The organism is Suilimivivens sp. (assembly GCF_037359455.1).
GTDB lineage: Bacteria > Bacillota > Clostridia > Lachnospirales > Lachnospiraceae > Suilimivivens > Suilimivivens aceti.
Map to the genome: position 1 here is coordinate 76,863 of NZ_JAXXXI010000059.1, position 15,968 is coordinate 92,830.

A 15,968-nucleotide genomic window follows, 5' to 3' on the forward strand; every position below is an offset into this window, starting at 1 on the left:
ATCATCACAATGAATCATGTCAGCAAGGCTTATGCAACAGGTGCTCCCGCACTGAATGGGGTAGATCTTCATATTAAAAAGGGAGAGTTTGTATTTATTGTAGGAGATAGTGGATCAGGAAAATCAACCATGATCAAGCTCCTTCTCCGGGAGCTTGTGCCTACGGAGGGAGAGATCAATGTTATGGGATATGATCTCGTCAGGATCAGGCACCGAAAAATTCCCATGTTCCGCAGGAATCTGGGGATCGTGTTCCAGGATTTCCGTCTTTTAAAGGACAGGAATGTATATGAGAATGTTGCCTTTGCACAGCGAATTATCCAGAAACCGACCAAGGAGATAAAGAGAAATGTACCAAGCATACTGGCAACGGTAGGACTTGCAGGCAAATATAAGGCGAAGCCGAGGCAGCTTTCCGGTGGTGAGCAGCAGAGAGTGGCGATCGCAAGGGCACTGGTCAACAGACCGAGCATTCTTCTGGCAGATGAGCCTACCGGAAATCTGGATCCTAAGAACTCATGGGAGATCATGAAGCTGCTGGAGCAGATTAATGAGAACGGTACGACAGTGCTGGTCGTAACCCATAACCGTGAGATCGTTAATGCCATGCAGAAAAGAGTCGTTACAATGAAGAAGGGTGTCATTGTAAGTGATGAAGAGAAGGGTGGTTATATAGACGATGAGGATTAGTACATTTTTTTATACCATCAAACAGGGATTTATTAACATTTTCAGAAATAAATGGTTTTCACTGGCATCTATAGCTACGATCAGTGCCTGCCTGTTTCTGTTTGGTCTTTTTTATTCCATTCTGATGAATGTGCAGAATATTGTGAAGACTGCGCAGGAGGGTGTATCTGTAACGGTTTTCTTTGATGAAGGTATCAGTGATGACCGGATTCAGCAGATCGGGGATGAGATCCAGAAGAGACCTGAGGTTTCCAAGATCAATTTTATCTCAGCAGATGAAGCATGGGACAGCTTTAAGGAGGAATATCTTGGTGAATATGCAGACGGATTTACAGAAAATCCGCTGGAAAATTCTGCAAGCTATGAGATCTATCTGAATGATGTATCCATGCAGCCGGCGCTTGTTTCTTTCCTGGAAGGGCTTGACGGGATTCGTGAGGTAAACCGGTCTGAAATCACGGCAGCATCACTGACCGGCATCAATGCGCTGATCGCCTATGCATCCATCGGTATCATAGCGATCCTGTTTGCGGTATCTATTTTCCTGATCAGTAATACTGTTACGATCGGTATTTCAGTCAGAAAAGAAGAAATTTCTATTATGAAATATATCGGTGCTACAGACTTCTTCGTCAGATCTCCCTTCGTCATTGAGGGTATGCTGATCGGAGCAATCGGAGCACTGATCCCCATGGGAATCATCTACAGTGTTTATAATGAAGTGATCGGTTATATCATAGGTAAGTTTTCCAATCTGTCAAAGCTGCTTGCCTTTCTGCCTGTAAATGAAATCTTTGCGAAGCTCCTGCCGGGATCACTGATCATGGGCATAGGAATCGGTTTCCTTGGAAGTATCATTACGGTTAGAAAGCATTTGAGAGTGTGATCATATTCATGAAAAAATGGAAAAAAGGACTCTGCCTTTTGCTGAGTGTTCTGCTGGTAAGTTCAGCCGGAAGCGCAGGCACACTTTCTGCCAGTGCACAGGAGCTGACGAATGACAGCATCAGGCAGAAGGAAGAAGAGATAAAAAAAGCAAAAGAAGAAAAGAACAGCCTTCAAAGCAGTCTGAGTAATATAAAAGAGATCAAGAAGCAGCTTGAAACCTCCAAGAATAATCTGGCCAATTATATTACGGAGCTGGATGCTAATCTGTCTACGATACAGGCCAAGATAGAAGAACTTAAGGGTCTGATCACAGAGAAGGAAGAGGAAATTGCTGCCAAGGAAAAAGAGCTGGAGGAGGCTGTGGCGGTACAGGAAGCCCAGTATGAGGCAATGAAGGCCCGGATCAAGTTTATGTATGAAAAGGGAGATACGGTATACCTTGAACTCCTTTTTGCGGCAGACAGCTTTGGCGAGGTGTTGAACAAGGCTGAGTATATTGAGATGCTTTCCTCATATGACAGGAAAAAGCTGGATGAATATGTAGCACAGGCTGAGTATGTTTCCCTGTGCAAGGAAAGCCTGGAGGAGGAAAAAAGCGTTCTGGATGAGGCCAGGAGGGTACAGGAAGAAGAAGAGGCTTCCATGAATGCACTGATCTCGGCCAAAGAACAGGAGATCAGTAATGTAACATCTGATATCAAGAATAAAGAGGCTGCCATTGCGGAATATGAGGCTGATATTGCAGAACAGAATCAGACCATTGCGGCATTGGAAAAGGCAGTCGCAGAGGAAAGAGCCAGACTGGCAGAGGAGCAGGGCAGAAGATATGATGGTGGAGTATTCACCTGGCCGGCGCCGTCATATACGAGGATATCGGATGATTATGGAAACCGTATCCATCCTACCCTTGGTATTCAGAAATTCCATAATGGAATTGATATGGCAGCACCGGGAGGCAGTGCGATTCTGGCAGCCTATGACGGTAAAGTAGTTGCTGCTGATTACAACAGCAGTATGGGAAATTATATCATGATCGATCATGGTGACAGCCTGTATACGATTTATATGCATGCATCGGCACTTTATGTTTCCAAGGGGACCGAGGTTTCCAAGGGGCAGAAGATAGCTGCGGTGGGAACTACAGGGCGATCCACTGGCAATCATCTGCATTTCAGCGTGCGGAAGGGTGGAAGCTATGTGAATCCATGGAGTTACCTGAAGGGTTGATAACAGACGGGAGTGTGTGGATTGGAAGAGCAGGAAACAGAACAGACATTACAGGGAGAACAACAGACTGAGCTGCGGAAGGGAGAAAAAGACAGGAGACTGCCACTTTTCTTTGGAGGAATGGCAGCAGGAATTGCTGTATGTGTGCTGGTTGGAGCCGGGGTTTTTGCGGGAAAAAGCATTTATGGATTAGTGAAGACCCAGGGGGGTGCGCAGAGTGAATCCAGTGTTGTGAATGCAGAAACCATACAGAAGATGAGGAGCCTGGAGAGCGTAATCGAAAAATATTACTACGATTACAAGGATGAGCCTACGACAGAGGAGAACCTGCAGACAGGTATCTATAAGGGTATGACAGAGGCGTTGAATGATCCTTATTCTGAGTACTATACCGCAGAGGAACTGAAAGAGGTTGTGGATGGCAACAATGGTGTTTCCTACGGGATCGGGGCTTATATTACGCTGGACAAGGAGCAGGATATGGCGGTGATCGCCGGTGTCATGGAAGGAACGCCTGCCGAGGAGGCTGGTCTTAAGGAAGGCGATGTGATCTATGAGGTAGATGGGGAAGAAACCAGGGGACTCAGCACCAGCAGGGTTGTTTCCATGGTCAAGGGAAAAGAAGGGACTACCGTTCATCTGACCATTTACCGGGAGGGAGAGGCTGACTTCCTTGAAGTAGATATTGTAAGAAGCAAGCTGATCGAAACAACTACAGTGCGCTATGGCATGGTGGAAGGTGAAGAAGGAATCGGCTATCTGCAGATCACAGAGTTTGATACAGTTACTCTGGATCAGTTTAATGAGGCTATGGCAGAGCTTCGTGCTGATGACATGAAGGGACTGATCCTGGATCTTCGGAGCAATCCGGGCGGAGATCTTTCTGTGGTAGTTGAGATTGCAAGACGTCTTCTGCCGGCAGGACTGATCACTTATACAGAAATGCCTTCCGGACAGCGGACAGAATATACCTGTGATGGTGAATATGAAATTGACATACCCATGGTGGTACTGATCAATGGGTATTCGGCGAGTGCAGCGGAGATCCTGGCCGGAGCGATCCAGGATCACAATAAGGGAACTGTTGTGGGAACAACCAGTTACGGCAAGGGTATCGTACAGAGGTTGATCACACTGGAGGATGGCAGCGCTGTGAAGCTGACTGTCAGCGGCTGGTTCACACCGGATGGCAATAATATTCAGGGAAGTGGAATCGAGCCGGATGTTGAAGCAGAATATGACACCGATCTGGCAGAAACAGAAGGTCTGGACAGCCAGGTGGAAAAGGGAATCGAAATTCTGAAAGAAAAGATTGGATAAAAATAATATTGTTTTGATTTAGAGCCTGCAGGTTATGGATCTGCAGGCTCTTTTTCTAGAGTTTCATCGGTTTGTATGAATAGATCTCCGATTGGTACATCAAGGAGATTACTCAAAACACAAACAAATGTTCTGATCCTCCTGTACAAATATAATTTACCGTGGTATATTAAAAAGGTAGATTTAAATTAGGAGAAAACATATGGGTCAGTTTAAACTGCATTCAGAATATCAGCCGACCGGAGACCAACCACAGGCGATCGCAGAGCTTGTGCAGGGATTTCGAGAAGGCAATCAGTTTGAGACGCTGTTAGGTGTTACCGGATCCGGTAAGACTTTTACGATGGCTAATGTGATCGCAGCGCTGAATAAACCTACTTTGATCATTGCACATAATAAGACACTGGCAGCACAGCTTTACGGGGAGTTCAAGGAATTTTTCCCAGAGAATGCAGTGGAATATTTTGTGTCGTATTATGATTATTACCAGCCGGAGGCTTATGTGCCTTCGTCAGATACTTATATTGCCAAGGATTCTTCCATCAATGATGAGATCGATAAGCTGCGTCTGTCCGCAACGGCATCCTTGTCAGAGAGGAAGGACGTGATCGTGATCGCAAGTGTGTCCTGTATTTATGGACTGGGCAGTCCGGAGGATTATCAGGACATGATCGTTTCCCTGCGTCCGGGTATGGTGAAGGACAGGGATGAGGTGATCCGGGAGCTGATCGATATCCAGTATGACAGGAATGATATGGAAGTGAGCAGAGGATGCTTCCGTGTACGTGGAGATGTTCTTGAAATTTTTCCGGCACAGGGTGGAGATTATCTGATCCGGGTGGAATTTTTCGGGGATGAGATTGACAGGATCGTGGAAGCAGATCCGCTGACCGGGCAGGTGCATGCTTCTCTGCAGCATATTGCTATTTTTCCGGCATCCCATTATGTCATTCCACAGGAGCGCATCAATACAGCCTGTAAGAATATTGAAGCTGAGCTGGATGAGAGAGTGCGCTTTTTCAAAAGTGAGGATAAGCTGCTGGAAGCCCAGCGTATTTCGGAACGTACTAATTTTGATATAGAGATGCTGCGGGAAACAGGCTTCTGCTCCGGTATTGAGAACTATTCCAGACATCTGTATGGGGCACAGCCGGGAACACCGCCACATACCCTGCTGGATTATTTTGGAAATGATTTTCTGATGATCATAGATGAGTCCCATATGACAGTGCCGCAGATTGGGGCTATGTATAATGGAGACCGGTCAAGGAAGACGACACTGGTAGATTATGGTTTCCGGCTTCCTTCCGCACTGGACAACAGACCTCTCTGCTTTGAAGAGTTTGAACAGCATATCGATCAGCTCCTTTTCGTGTCGGCAACACCTTCAAAATATGAAGAAGAGCATGAGCTGCTCCGTGCAGAGCAGATCATAAGACCTACCGGACTTCTGGATCCGGAGATCGTAGTGAAGCCGGTAGAGGGACAGATCGATGACCTGATCAGTGAGGTACGTAAGGAGACAGATAAGCATAATAAAGTGTTGGTCACCACACTGACCAAGCGTATGGCAGAGGATCTGACCGGCTATATGAAGGAAGCCGGGATCCGGGTGAAATATCTCCATTCGGATATTGATACGCTGGAAAGAGCGGAGATCATCCGGGATATGCGTCTTGATGTATTTGACGTGCTGGTGGGGATCAACCTGCTGAGGGAAGGCCTGGATATTCCGGAGATTTCACTGGTAGCAATCCTGGATGCGGATAAGGAAGGCTTTCTGCGTTCTGAAACATCCCTGATCCAGACAGTAGGCCGTGCTGCCCGTAATGCGGAAGGCCATGTTATCATGTATGCTGACAATATGACAGATTCCATGAAGGCAGCTATTGAGGAGACTGCCAGAAGACGGAAGCTGCAGCAGAAGTATAATGAAGAGCATGGTATCACACCACAGACCATCAAAAAGGCTGTCCGGGATCTGATCAGTATTTCAAAGACAATTGAGAAGGAAGAACTCCGGTTTGAGAAGGATCCGGAATCTATGGGCAGGGAGGAACTGCAGAAGCTGATCAGCAAGGTGGAGAAGCAGATGAAGAAAGCGGCAGCGGATCTTAACTTTGAAGCGGCAGCAGAGCTTAGGGACAAGATGGCAGAGCTGAAGAAAAAGCTCCATGAGCTTGAAGAAGAATAGAGAAGAGAAAGTACAGGTAATAAAATGAGTTTAGCAGATAAGCATATAGAAACACCCAGAATACGTCCGAGAGAATATATTAAGATCAGGGGCGCAAATGAACACAATCTAAAAAATATAGATGTGGATATTCCGAGAAACGAGCTGGTAGTCCTGACAGGACTGTCAGGTTCCGGCAAATCTTCCCTGGCATTTGATACAATCTATGCGGAAGGACAGAGAAGATATATGGAGTCATTGTCTTCCTATGCAAGGCAGTTCCTGGGTCAGATGGAAAAGCCTAATGTGGAGAAAATCGAGGGACTGTCTCCTGCAATTTCCATTGATCAGAAGTCCACAAACAGAAATCCCAGATCTACAGTGGGAACTGTTACAGAGATTTATGATTATTTCAGACTGTTGTATGCGAGGGTAGGCGTTCCACATTGTCCCAAATGTGGCAAGGAGATCCGTAAGCAGAGTGTCGATCAGATGGTAGATCAGGTGATGGAGCTTCCGGAAGGGACAAAGATCCAGCTTCTTGCACCTGTAGTCCGTGGCAAAAAGGGAGAACATGCCAAGGTATTTGAACGGGCGAAAAAAAGTGGCTATGTACGTGTTATGGTTGATGGCAGCATGTACGAGCTTTCTGAAGAGATCAAGCTGGATAAGAATATCAAGCATAATATAGAGATCGTAGTAGACAGACTGGTAGTGAAGCAGGGGATTGAGCGGAGACTGACAGATTCTATTGAGAATGTACTGGCACTTACGGAAGGACTTTTCCTACTGGATGTGATCGGCGGTGAGCAGGTGACCTTCAGTCAGAGCTTTGCCTGCCCGGACTGTGGCATCAGCATCAGCGAGATTGAACCGAGAAGCTTTTCCTTTAACAACCCGTTTGGCGCCTGCCCGGTCTGCTTCGGACTTGGCTATAAGATGGAATTTGATCCGGAGCTGATGATCCCGGACAGACATTTGAGCCTGAATCAGGGAGCAATCCAGGTAATAGGCTGGCAGTCCAGTACGGATAAGGGAAGCTTTACCAATGCGCTCCTTCGGGCGCTTTCAAAGGCTTACGATTTCAGCCTGGATACTCCCTTTGAAGAGCTTCCGGAAAAGATCCGGCATATGCTCATTTATGGTGGCTTCGAAGAAGTCAAGGTACATTATGTCGGACAGAGGGGAGAAGGAACTTATCCTGTCACCTTTGAAGGACTGATCAAAAATGTGGAGCGCCGGTACCGGGAAACGGGATCTGATACCATGAAGCAGGAATATGAAAGCTTTATGCGGATCACGCCCTGTAAGGAATGTGGTGGCATGCGTCTGAAAAAGGAAGCGCTTGCTGTTACTGTATGCGATAAGAATATTTATGAGATCACAGCCATGTCCATTGGTAATCTGCAGCAGTTTCTGACGGATCTAAAGCTCACAAAGCAGCAGATGCTGATCGGCGGCCAGGTGCTTAAGGAGATCCGCGCAAGAGTCGGCTTTCTGATCGATGTGGGACTGAACTATCTGTCTCTTGCCAGGGCAACAGGTACTCTTTCCGGCGGAGAGGCACAGAGAATCCGTCTGGCAACCCAGATCGGATCCGGACTTGTGGGTGTATGCTATATCCTGGATGAGCCAAGTATCGGCCTGCATCAGAGAGATAATGATAAATTGCTGAATACGCTCAAAAACCTCAGGGATCTTGGCAACAGCCTGATCGTTGTAGAGCATGATGAGGATACCATGCTGGCAGCGGATCATATTGTGGATATCGGACCGGGAGCCGGCTCTCATGGTGGAGAAGTAGTAGCACAGGGAACCGCAGAAGAGATCATGCAGATCCCGGATTCTGTTACGGGACAGTATCTCAGCGGCATACTGCAGATTCCGGTTCCAGATACCCGGAAGAAACCGACAGGTTTTCTTAAGATTATAGGAGCTGCAGAAAATAATCTGAAAAATGTGACAGTGGATATCCCCCTTGGTGTGATGACCTGTGTGACCGGTGTTTCAGGTTCGGGTAAAAGTTCTCTTGTCAATGAGATCCTTTATAAGCATCTGGCAAAGAGCCTGAACCGGGCAAGAACGATTCCCGGTAAGCACAAGGAAATTCGGGGCATTGACCAGCTTGATAAGGTGATCAATATTGATCAGTCTCCGATCGGAAGGACACCGAGATCCAACCCGGCCACCTATACCGGAGTATTTGACCAGATCAGAGATCTGTTTGCGGGAACACAGGATGCCAGAGCCAGAGGCTATAAGAAGGGAAGGTTCAGCTTTAATGTTAAGGGAGGCCGATGTGAAGCCTGCGGTGGTGACGGGATCATCAAGATCGAAATGCACTTCCTGCCGGATGTGTATGTACCCTGTGAGGTCTGTGGCGGAAAGCGTTATAACAGGGAGACACTGGATGTTAAATATAAGGGAAAGAGTATTTATGATGTGCTGGAGATGACAGTTGAAGAAGCAGTTCCCTTTTTTGACAGCATTCCTTCCATTAAAAGAAAAATTGAAACATTGAATGATGTGGGACTTTCTTATGTAAAGCTCGGACAGCCGTCTACTACCCTTTCGGGAGGAGAAGCACAGCGGATCAAGCTTGCCACAGAGCTGAGCAGGCAGAGTACCGGCAAGACTATTTATATTTTGGATGAGCCTACTACCGGACTGCATTTTGCAGATGTACACAAGCTGGTGGAGATCCTGCAGAGGCTGGTAGAGAATGGCAATACAGTTGTGGTGATTGAACACAATCTGGATGTGATCAAATGTGCAGATTATATTATTGATATGGGACCGGAAGGCGGAGATGGCGGTGGACAGGTTGTCGCAAAGGGTACACCGGAAGAGGTTGCAGAAAATCCTGATTCCTATACCGGACAATATATTAAAAAAATGTTGGAGAAGTATAAAGAAAACCAGGAAAAATACCGATTAAAATAATAAGCATGGACGCAGGAGTGAAAAACGAACGGATTCGTTTTGCATTGCTGCGTCTTTTTCCATTAAAATTTTATGAAATCCCTTTGAAAATGCAAATCTATGGGTTATAATAATTCCGTAGCGCCTTTTTAAGGTGGAAAGTAGCAGAAAGGGGTATCGTAATATGCAGTATACAGATATCGGAATTGATTTGGGAACAGCCAGCATTCTGGTTTACATCAGAGGAAGAGGCGTTGTATTAAAGGAGCCCTCTGTTGTAGCTTACGATAGAGATACGAATAAGATCAAAGCAATCGGGGAGGATGCCAGACTGATGCTGGGAAGAACACCCGGTAATATTATGGCAGTCCGTCCTTTGAGACAGGGTGTTATTTCTGATTATAGGGTCACTGAGCAGATGATGAAATATTTCATCCAGAAGGCACTGGGTAAGAAGGCTTTCCGTAAGCCGAGAATCGCTGTATGTGTACCAAGTGGCGTCACAGAAGTAGAAAAGAAGGCAGTTGAGGATGCAACGCTGCAGGCGGGAGCCAGAGAGGTTTCTATCATAGAAGAACCTATTGCAGCGGCAATCGGTGCAGGAATAGACATTTCCAAGCCCTGTGGAAATATGATCGTTGATATTGGAGGAGGTACCTCTGACATTGCAGTTATTTCCCTCGGAGGAACAGTTGTCAGTGCTTCTATTAAGATTGCAGGTGATGATTTTGATGAAGCACTTGTCCGTTATATGCGTAAAAAACATAATCTTCTGATTGGTGAACGTACTGCAGAGGATATCAAGATCAAGATCGGAACCGCATTCAAACGTTCCGAGGTGGATTATATGGATGTCCGTGGAAGAAACCTGGTAACAGGACTTCCAAAGACAGTTACCGTTTCTTCTGAAGAAACAGAAGAGGCATTAAGAGAAGCAACAGCACAGATCATCGAAACGATCCACAGCGTTCTGGAGAAAACGCCTCCGGAGCTTGCTGCAGATATCGCTGACAGAGGAATTGTCCTGACAGGAGGCGGAAGTCTTCTGCGCGGGCTGGAGGATCTGATCTGTGAAAAGACAGGTATCAATACCATGACAGCAGAGGATCCCATGACAGCGGTAGCAATCGGTACCGGTAAATATGTGGAATTTCTGGCGGGCTACAGAGACGAGATTTAAAGAGGAAACGTAAATGGTAAAAGGACTCTATACAGCATATTCGGGTATGGTCAATCAGGAGCATCGCATGGATGTCCTGACAAACAACCTTGCCAATGTGAATACCAATGGTTATAAGAAGGAAGGGGCAACCAGCCAGTCCTTTGATGCCGTACTTGCCTATAAGATCAAGGATGCATCGGAAGGATACAATCTGGCGAAAAGAATCGGTATCAATCAGCCGGGAGTTAAGATAGGAGAAGGATATACCGATTTTGAGCAGGGGGCTATCAAGACCACAGGGAACACCTTTGATCTGGCACTGACAGATTCTGGATTCTTTGCTGTAGAGTTTACAGATAAAAGCGGAAATACATCCGTGAAATATACAAGGGATGGTGATTTTACCCTGACTCAGGACGGTGAGCTGGTTACAAGAGATGGAGATCCGGTACTGAATACCAATGGTCAGGCAGTGAAGATCAATCCTAATCTGGATACACAGATCAATGTCAGCGGACAATTGATCCAGAATGGACGTGTTGCAGATACGATCCAGGTGACGGACTTCGCTGACTATAATTATCTGGAGCATTATGGTGAGAATTATTTCCAGCCGATCGAGGGTGCAGAGGAGACAGATCCGAAGGCACAGGTTTATTCCGGCTATCTGGAGACATCCAATGTATCTGCTGTTACTGAGATGGTAAATATGATCAGTGTGCAGAGAGCATATGAATCCAACCAGAAGATCATTACTACAATAGATTCAACGCTGGACATCGCAGCGAATCAGTTAGGTAAGCTGTAAGGAGGACTACAATAAATGGTAAGAAGCTTATGGTCAGCGGCAACGGGAATGAATGCCCAGCAGACAAATGTTGATACAATTGCAAATAACCTTGCTAATGTAAATACTACGGGATATAAGGCGCAGACGGCACAGTTTAAGTCACTGCTTTATCAGACACTTCAGACGGCTACTACGACGGCAAACGGAGATCCGAAGCCTACTACTTCCCAGGTGGGGCTTGGTGTAAGAAATTCTTCTATCAATTCCAGCTTTAACCAGGGAAGCCTTTTAGCATCCAGCAGTGATACAGCCTTTGCCATTGAAGGCGAGGGATTCTTTGCTATTCAGGGAAGCGATGGCAATACCTACTATACAAGAAACGGTGATTTTACCTGGGCTACCAATGGCAACAGAGGAATGATCCTGACCAATCAGGACGGACTTCCGGTTCTGAGCTCTACCGGACGGACGATAACTCTTGGCAGCAATTATATTACCAGCAAGATTACGATCTCACAGGATGGAACGGTCTGTTATCCGGATGCCAATAATAATGCACAGTCTCTGGGCATTAAGATCGGTATGTATCAGTTCAATAATCCCGGTGGACTGCAGAGAACAGGGGACAGCCTTTTTCAGGCAACAGCGGCAAGTGGTGCAGTATTGAATGAAGCAACCAACCGGAATGTAACGCCAAGCCGTATGGTACAGGGATATCTGGAAGGCTCCAATGTGCAGGTGGCTGATGAGATGGTAAATCTGATCGTTGCACAGCGTGCTTATGAGATGAATTCCAAGGCAATTACCACTACAGATGAAATGATGCAGACAGCGAATAATCTGAAACGGTAAGGAAAGTAAGGGCATAAATTATGGATGTTAGCAGTATCAGTACATATACAGATTATCTGACAAAGCAGAATACGAAAGCTGACGAGCTGAGGAATACACTGAACAAAACAGATTATTCAGACGCAGATGATGAGAAGCTGTTAGATGCCTGTAAGCAGTTTGAATCTTATCTGCTGGAGCAGGTATTTAAGGAGATGCAGAAAACCGTAGATTGTATCAAATCAGATGATGACAGCGATCCGAACCAGAATCTGGTGGATTATTTCAGAGAGAATACACTGCAGGAGCTGGCAAGTACTTCAACAGAGAAGGAAGGACTTGGGATTGCACAGATGCTTTATGAACAGATGAAGCGAAATTATAATTTATAAAAATGAATCATATGGGGTTGCTGATGTGAGATGGTTGATACCGTCTTGCAAAGGCAGCTTTTTTTACGCAAAGCCGGGCATATATTGACAAAAATGGATAGAACCGGGCAGCGCAGAAAAATAGGGAAGAGGAACAGAAATGGACAAGGTTCATGGATATGTAGACCATATCATATACCAGAACAGGGAAAATGGATATGGAGTACTGAGTGTAATAGAAGAGGAAGAGGAGGTCATATGTGTTGGATTCTTCCGGAATGTAGAGGCGGGAGAAACACTGGATATACAGGGAAATTATGTGGAGCATCCCATGTATGGCATGCAGATGAAGGCAGAAAGCTACCGGGTGGTTCCGCCTGATGATGCGCTTAGTATGGAACGCTATCTGGGTTCTGGAGCCATCAAGGGAATAGGGGAGGCTCTTGCCAAAAGGATAGTGAAAGCCTTTGGAAAGGACACATTCCGAATTATAGAAGAAGAACCGGAGAGACTTTCGGAGATCAAGGGTATCAGTGAAAGAAAGGCTTCGGAGATTGCAGACCAGATGATCGAAAAGAGAGAGCTGCGCCAGGCCTTTGTTTATCTGCAGCAATATGGAATCTCCAATACTCTCGCAGTGAAGATTTATGAAAAATATGGCTCGGCCATGTACGGAGTCATGAAGGAAAATCCGTATAAGCTGGCAGAAGATATCAGTGGAGTGGGATTCAAGATTGCGGACGAGATCGCAGCCAGACTGGGGATCTGTCCGGACTCTGATTATCGGATCCGGAGCGGCATCCTTTATGCACTGATGCAGGCGGCGGCAGAAGGACATACCTATCTGCCGGGGGATCTGCTTGCGGAACGCACGGCGGGGCTTCTTGGCATTGGGAAGGAAGCAATATGGCCGGGAATCAATAATCTGGCTATGGATAAAAAACTGGTGATCAAAACCCTCAAGGAAGAAAAAAGAGTATACGCAGGAGCCTATTACTATGCAGAACTGAAATGCGCACGAATGCTACATGACCTGAATATATCTTTTGGGGATGGGCTGACAGGAAAAGAAGAAAAAAGACTTCTTGGTATTCTGGAGCAGATGGAAGAACAACAGGGGATATTGTTGGATGACCTTCAGAAAAAAGCAGTGATCACCAGTGCCGTTAATGGTATCATGATCCTTTCCGGAGGTCCCGGTACAGGGAAAACGACAACGATCAATACGATCATCAGGCTTTTTGAGGCAGAGGGAATGGATATTCTGCTTGCGGCACCGACAGGACGGGCTGCCAAACGTATGACAGAAACTACAGGGTTTGAGGCCAGGACGATTCACAGATTACTGGAGATCAATGGCACTGTGGAGGAAGGCAGGGGGGCAGAATTTGAACGGAATGAAGAAAATCCACTGGAAGCAGACGTTATTATTATAGATGAAATGTCCATGGTAGATATCCATCTTTTCAAAGCACTCCTGGAGGCGGTCAGTGTGGGAACCAGGCTGATCATGGTGGGGGATGTGAACCAGCTTCCCAGTGTGGGGCCTGGACAGGTGCTTCATGATCTGATTGAGAGTGACTGCTTCCCGGTGGTTATTCTGCAGAAAATCTTCCGGCAGGCGCAGGAAAGTGATATTGTCCTGAATGCACACAGGATCAATGCCGGGGAAAGGATCAGCTTTGATAATAAGAGCAGGGACTTCTTTCTTCTGGAGAGAACAGAACCCGGTGTGATCTATAAGCACATGATACAGCTGATCCGGGAGAAGCTGCCAAGGTATGTAGATGCAGATCCATTTGATATACAGGTACTGACACCCATGAGAAAAGGGAGCCTTGGAGTGGAAATCCTGAATGGGATACTGCAGAAATATCTGAATCCGGAAAGCCCTCAGAAAAAAGAATATCAGACCGGGGAACGTCTTTTTCGTGAGGGAGATAAGGTGATGCAGATAAAAAATAACTATCAGATCGCCTGGGAAGTCAGAAGCCGCTACGGAATCCCCGTTGATAAAGGAATGGGGGTATTTAATGGAGATATGGGGATCATCAGGGACATCAGTGAACCAGCACAGACCATGACGGTAGAGTATGATGAACATAGACTGGTAGAATATCCTTTTTCCCAGCTGGACGAGATTGAACTGGCTTATGCTATCACCATCCATAAAGCCCAGGGAAGTGAATATCCGGCGGTCATTCTGCCGCTGCTTACGGGCCCAAGGCTTCTTCTTAACAGAAATCTGCTGTATACCGGAGTGACCAGAGCAAGAAAGTGCGTTACCATACTTGGCAGCAGCAGACTGGTGCAGGAGATGATCGACAATGCAAGAGAAAACAGGAGGTATACCAGTCTGAATGATAGAATCAGGGAAATCCAGTGTGAAGAAATGGAAAAGGACTGACGGCAGCGGAAACCGGAGAAATACGGGATGGAAGGAGACGGTAAAATGGCTGACAGAGGTAGCAGCCGATCTTGTTTTTCCAAAAAAATGTGTCCTATGTGATGAGATCATTCCGTTTGATAGAAGAAAAGAGGGGATATGTGACAGATGCCGGTCAAAGATCCGGTATATCAGAGAACCCTTCTGTATGAGGTGCGGAAGGCAGCTTGGGAAAGACCAGGAAGAGTATTGTAAAGACTGCAGCAGCAGGGAACACGTTTTTTTACAGAATGTGACATTATATGATTATGGAAGTATTGCCGATTCACTGTTCCGGTTCAAATACAGAGGGCGGCGTGAATATGCAAGGTTCTATGGAGAGGAACTGTACCGGGGATACCGGGAGTGGCTGGCTGTAAGAAAACCGGATGCACTGATCCCTGTGCCATGCCACAGCTCCAGAAGAAGACAGAGAGGATATAATCAGGCAGAGCTTCTGGCAGAAGCTCTTTCTGCGGTGTCGGGAATTCCGGTAAAAAAAGACCTGATCCAAAGAATCCATAAAACTTGGCCGCAGAAAAACCTTACCCTCAGAGAAAGGCAAAATAATTTGAAAAAGGCTTTTAAAATCTGCCAAAATGATGTAAAATTAAGTACGATTGTAATTATAGATGACATATATACCACGGGCAGTACGATGGATGCTATGGCAGAGGAACTTCACCGGAACGGTGTCAGGAAAATATATGGCATGGCGTTAGCATCTGGCCGAGGAGTATAAAGAGGACTACGACTATGAACGATATACGTAATTGCAGAATCTGTGGAAAAATTTTTAACTATGTTATGGGACCGGTAGTATGTCCCAGATGCAAGGAAAAGCTGGAGGAAAAATTTCAGGAAGTAAAGAAATATATCCAGGACAATCATGGGGCAGATATTCCGGAAGTATCTGAGGCGTGTGATGTAGATCCTGCACAGATCCGGCAGTGGATCAGGGAAGACCGGCTGCAGTTTGCTGATGATTCACCGATCATGATCCCCTGTGAAAAATGTGGGAAGATGATCCGTTCAGGACGTTTCTGCGAGCAGTGTAAGGCAGAGATGACCAATACTTTCCGTAATGCATTTACACCGGCTGTAAAGCCTGTGAACCAGAAGCCGGAAGGACTTCGCTCAGAAAGAGACAGAATGCGTTATCTGTAGAG

13 protein-coding genes are annotated in these 15,968 nt (G+C 46.2%); all 13 read left to right on the forward strand.

Annotated elements, in window-relative coordinates:
- The 13 genes from ftsE (at position 1) to WJQ40_RS13800 (ending at position 15,966) form a co-directional block, all read left to right on the forward strand.
- Positions 1-690: a cell division ATP-binding protein FtsE gene (gene ftsE / locus WJQ40_RS13740; RefSeq protein WP_118799026.1), complete on the forward strand. Its 690-nt coding sequence runs from the start codon at positions 1-3 to the stop codon at positions 688-690.
- Positions 680-1,576: a permease-like cell division protein FtsX gene (gene ftsX / locus WJQ40_RS13745; protein ID WP_118798994.1), complete on the forward strand. Its 897-nt coding sequence runs from the start codon at positions 680-682 to the stop codon at positions 1,574-1,576. The genes ftsE and ftsX overlap by 11 nt, the downstream gene beginning before the upstream one ends.
- 8 nt (positions 1,577-1,584) lie before the next feature.
- The gene (locus tag WJQ40_RS13750; RefSeq protein ID WP_337540882.1) at positions 1,585-2,805 is read left to right on the forward strand and encodes a peptidoglycan DD-metalloendopeptidase family protein; all 1,221 of its coding nucleotides are present in this window, start codon (positions 1,585-1,587) and stop codon (positions 2,803-2,805) included.
- A gap of 21 nt (positions 2,806-2,826) precedes the next feature.
- The gene (locus WJQ40_RS13755; protein ID WP_337540884.1) at positions 2,827-4,125 is read left to right on the forward strand and encodes a S41 family peptidase; all 1,299 of its coding nucleotides are present in this window, start codon (positions 2,827-2,829) and stop codon (positions 4,123-4,125) included.
- Between the two features lie 202 nt (positions 4,126-4,327).
- Complete coding sequence (gene uvrB, locus WJQ40_RS13760; protein WP_337540886.1) at positions 4,328-6,319, forward strand: excinuclease ABC subunit UvrB; 1,992 nt, start codon at positions 4,328-4,330, stop codon at positions 6,317-6,319.
- 24 nt (positions 6,320-6,343) lie between these two features.
- A complete protein-coding gene (gene uvrA / locus WJQ40_RS13765; protein ID WP_337540888.1) occupies positions 6,344-9,241 on the forward strand; it encodes an excinuclease ABC subunit UvrA in 2,898 nt (965 codons plus the stop codon).
- 163 nt (positions 9,242-9,404) lie between these two features.
- Entirely contained in the window at positions 9,405-10,400 is a 996-nt protein-coding gene (locus WJQ40_RS13770) for a rod shape-determining protein (protein ID WP_118798992.1), read from the forward strand.
- Positions 10,401-10,413: 13 nt separating this feature from the next.
- Positions 10,414-11,190, forward strand: coding sequence for a flagellar basal-body rod protein FlgF (gene flgF / locus WJQ40_RS13775; RefSeq protein ID WP_118798991.1), 777 nt, complete (start codon positions 10,414-10,416; stop codon positions 11,188-11,190).
- Positions 11,191-11,205: 15 nt separating this feature from the next.
- On the forward strand, positions 11,206-12,024 hold the full coding sequence (locus WJQ40_RS13780; protein WP_118798990.1) for a flagellar hook-basal body protein: 819 nt from the start codon (positions 11,206-11,208) through the stop codon (positions 12,022-12,024).
- Between the two features lie 20 nt (positions 12,025-12,044).
- Positions 12,045-12,395, forward strand: coding sequence for a rod-binding protein (locus tag WJQ40_RS13785; RefSeq protein WP_118798989.1), 351 nt, complete (start codon positions 12,045-12,047; stop codon positions 12,393-12,395).
- A gap of 139 nt (positions 12,396-12,534) precedes the next feature.
- A complete protein-coding gene (locus WJQ40_RS13790) occupies positions 12,535-14,781 on the forward strand; it encodes an ATP-dependent RecD-like DNA helicase (RefSeq protein WP_337540891.1) in 2,247 nt (748 codons plus the stop codon).
- Positions 14,735-15,541: a ComF family protein gene (locus tag WJQ40_RS13795; protein WP_337540893.1), complete on the forward strand. Its 807-nt coding sequence runs from the start codon at positions 14,735-14,737 to the stop codon at positions 15,539-15,541. The genes WJQ40_RS13790 and WJQ40_RS13795 overlap by 47 nt, the downstream gene beginning before the upstream one ends.
- Before the next feature lie 14 nt (positions 15,542-15,555).
- On the forward strand, positions 15,556-15,966 hold the full coding sequence (locus tag WJQ40_RS13800) for a flagellar protein (protein ID WP_337540894.1): 411 nt from the start codon (positions 15,556-15,558) through the stop codon (positions 15,964-15,966).
- The last annotated feature ends 2 nt before the right edge of the window (positions 15,967-15,968 follow it).

What these genes read in the sequence shown, in the direction of transcription:
- ftsX (WP_118798994.1), top strand. Translation starts at nt 680, where the DNA reads ATGAGGATTAGTACATTTTTTTATACCATCAAACAGGGATTTATTAAC.
- WJQ40_RS13750 (WP_337540882.1), top strand. Translation starts at nt 1,585, where the DNA reads ATGAAAAAATGGAAAAAAGGACTCTGCCTTTTGCTGAGTGTTCTGCTG.
- uvrB (WP_337540886.1), top strand. Translation starts at nt 4,328, where the DNA reads ATGGGTCAGTTTAAACTGCATTCAGAATATCAGCCGACCGGAGACCAA.
- uvrA (WP_337540888.1), top strand. Translation starts at nt 6,344, where the DNA reads ATGAGTTTAGCAGATAAGCATATAGAAACACCCAGAATACGTCCGAGA.
- WJQ40_RS13770 (WP_118798992.1), top strand. Translation starts at nt 9,405, where the DNA reads ATGCAGTATACAGATATCGGAATTGATTTGGGAACAGCCAGCATTCTG.
- flgF (WP_118798991.1), top strand. Translation starts at nt 10,414, where the DNA reads ATGGTAAAAGGACTCTATACAGCATATTCGGGTATGGTCAATCAGGAG.
- WJQ40_RS13780 (WP_118798990.1), top strand. Translation starts at nt 11,206, where the DNA reads ATGGTAAGAAGCTTATGGTCAGCGGCAACGGGAATGAATGCCCAGCAG.
- WJQ40_RS13785 (WP_118798989.1), top strand. Translation starts at nt 12,045, where the DNA reads ATGGATGTTAGCAGTATCAGTACATATACAGATTATCTGACAAAGCAG.
- WJQ40_RS13790 (WP_337540891.1), top strand. Translation starts at nt 12,535, where the DNA reads ATGGACAAGGTTCATGGATATGTAGACCATATCATATACCAGAACAGG.
- WJQ40_RS13795 (WP_337540893.1), top strand. Translation starts at nt 14,735, where the DNA reads ATGATAGAATCAGGGAAATCCAGTGTGAAGAAATGGAAAAGGACTGAC.
- WJQ40_RS13800 (WP_337540894.1), top strand. Translation starts at nt 15,556, where the DNA reads ATGAACGATATACGTAATTGCAGAATCTGTGGAAAAATTTTTAACTAT.